At 47.1% G+C, this 2,665-nt stretch carries 1 protein-coding gene and 1 pseudogene; one reads left to right on the top strand and one right to left on the bottom strand.

Annotated features, from left to right (window positions below; genetic code table 11):
• Positions 1-120: 120 nt before the first annotated feature.
• Positions 121-1,312, top strand: a pseudogene (locus JWJ90_RS24070) (IS1380 family transposase); the annotation flags it as partial.
• Between the two features lie 887 nt (positions 1,313-2,199).
• Here the strand turns inward: JWJ90_RS24070 and JWJ90_RS22470 are convergent.
• Complete coding sequence (locus tag JWJ90_RS22470; protein ID WP_240195112.1) at positions 2,200-2,556, bottom strand: group II intron maturase-specific domain-containing protein; 357 nt, start codon at positions 2,554-2,556, stop codon at positions 2,200-2,202.
• Positions 2,557-2,665 lie beyond the last annotated feature (109 nt).

Raw genomic sequence — 2,665 nt, 5'->3', positions numbered from 1 at the left:
GCCCAGGCGGATATATTGTGATGGAGAGAGACTGGCTCGGCGGTTAGCGTTCAAGTCATTCAGCAGAACTGTCAAAGAGCAGCCCCTTCGGTTTTATCTGAAAAGGGAAGAGGATAAGTGCGTCTAAGCGACCTTTGTCGGCAAGTTGGCCACATGGCCAAGGAGAGGGACTACATTGCCGAGATCGAAGAGTGACTATCAGTCCATCGCCTCAATGCGAGAGGACGATTATTTCAAGCAATCCCTTGGTATCGGCCGTATTCCTTCGGTCGAGCGGTTGCGGCAGCGTCTCGATGAGTCCGGGACTCGTCTTGTTTCGACAATTAATCGTTGTTCGCGGACCATGCTCAAACGCCTTGAAGCCCCAATTTCTGGCTACCGGAGCGGTCTTATCCCTTTGGATGTGGATGTTTTCCCCCAGGATAATTCCAAGACCAAGAAAGAAGGCGTGAGTCGTACCTGCAAAAACTACGATGGTTATGCTCCCATGGCAGCCTATCTCGGTAAAGAAGGCTGGTGCCTTGAAGTGGAACTGCGCCCCGGAAGCCAGCATAGCCAAAATGGGTTTGTTGAATTCATCAAGCGCGTGATTTCCAATGCTCGAGAGCTCACCAGCCAACCACTGCTCGTTCGCGCAGATTCAGGCAACGATGGTCGCCCTGGAGGACGCCGACAATGCACACTACATCGTCAAGTGGAACCCAAGGCAGAACGACTCCATAGCCCAGCGCGACAAGGTGTTTGCCCAGGGGGAAGTGAAGACGCGCAGAAAAGGGAAACGTGTTTGCACCATTGTCGCGGAGGAGCATAAAGCTGTCAAAGGCACCACCTATGCCTTAAAGCGTATCGTTCGTGTGACCGAACGGACCATCAATAAAACGGGACAGTTTCTTCTCGAGCCTGATATTACCCTTGAGGGTTGGTGGACCGACCTTGCGATGGCCGCAGAAGATGTAATTGAACTCTATCGTCAGCATGCGACCTCGGAACAGTTCCATAGCGAGTTCAAGAACGATTTAGATCTCGAACGACTTCCGAGCGGCAAGTTTGCCACCAACGCCCTTGTCATGACATTAGGGCTTTTGCTTACAACATCCTTCGTTTTATCGGGCAAGCGGGCCTGATCGCACCTTTCGGACCGGTGCGGCATTCGGCCAAACGAAGAAGACTGCGAACCGTAATTCAAGAATTGATGTATTTGGCAGCAAGGCTGAGCTGCAGCGGCAGGCGATTAAAATTGCGTTTCAGCCGGCATTGCCCTGCTTTCACCGCATTCAGCTTTGTGTATGCTCGCGTGGCCATGGCTGTTTAGCTGTTAATTCTACAATTAATTCAATACGATACATGAAAGTCACGTCTTCACCATGCTAACTTGAGGAATTTTCAATGAACAAGACGCTAAAATAACCGTAGCGTACGGCGTATAAACAACAGCACCAGTCTGCAAGGCTGGTAATCGCACTCGACCGACCTAAACACGGTGGTCTGTCCGAGGGCGTCACGGATTCAGGGCTCTAGATACAAATCCATTGTTTATATTTCGGCATCTTTAAAAAGGAAAAACCTTTTCAATTCCCTATTTGGGATATGACATTTCCCGATTGTTTGCAAATAATTTTTCTTAACTAGAATCCAGACTTTTTTATAAAAATAAACAGATCCCTTTCACTGCAATGGCTTCACGGCAAACAATAGCCTGCTGATTAATGATAAATTAATTTTTCCGTTCTCGTTGAAATTGGGAAGGAGTATTAACCATGAGTACTCAGAGGTGTTTGAAGATGGGACGAATCCATGTAGGTTTTAATTACCCCTATCCTGAAGTCAGGTTTTCGCTCGAATTCTATCTGAATAAAATTGTCTGGAATTTATTCTTTCCTTTCGAATTCACGAATTTCAACGACACTATAGATATAGGAGGAGGGATGCGAGGACACCGGGTAGGTTAATTAAAGAGAGGGGGATGGTCAAAATCCAGATCGACAAATGGAGGGTGAGCCAATAAATAAATTGCGCTTTTATCAGCATGTCACAAACAACGAAGCTGACACGCCGATGAATGCTCACGGATTCAACAATTCTTTTTTGTGCGGGAAAGTCGGTGACATGATCGATATCGAGTAGGGTGAGGCAAGTTGATCATACTTGCCTCATCCCTCTCACAGAACCGTACGTACGGGCCTCGTATACGGCTCCTGTTTATTTTCCTTTCTGTTCGAAAACACGAATACCTGTGGTTACAGCACTGAGGTCAAACATACCTAGCTGTTGATGCAAGTAGCTGTTGGGCAGAGCATAGTGAGCCAGTGGGCTGGCTGCATTGTGCCAGGAGTTCATCCGAATAAAAACGAATGTCCCCTTGTACCCCAGCTGACGCAGGCGTCTATGCAATTTCCCCGGTTTCTTCCAGAGTTTGAGCTGAATCGCTCGTAGTCTTCTCCGTATCCACCTTGCCAACTGCACGTACTGGCCTTTACAATTCGCTATGCGAAAGTAAAAGGCAAAACCCCGAAGAACCGGATTAAGTTCATCGATTACTTCTACTTTGGGAATCATTTAACTTGCTGAATTTTTATCAAAATTGTGTATAATAACACCATCAAATAATTCATTTTTTGGGGGGCGTTTTACCTCATCTCAGCGTCTCCCAAAAAAAGAAATTCAG

It is taken from the genome of Desulfobulbus rhabdoformis, assembly GCF_016919065.1.
Classification (GTDB): Bacteria; Desulfobacterota; Desulfobulbia; order Desulfobulbales; family Desulfobulbaceae; genus Desulfobulbus; species Desulfobulbus rhabdoformis.
Note: the sequence above shows the minus strand (reverse complement) of the source record. Positions and strands in the feature narration are given on the sequence as shown.

Coding starts and splice junctions, on each gene's coding strand:
- JWJ90_RS22470 (WP_240195112.1), bottom strand. CDS start 2,556: ATGATTCCCAAAGTAGAAGTAATCGATGAACTTAATCCGGTTCTTCGG.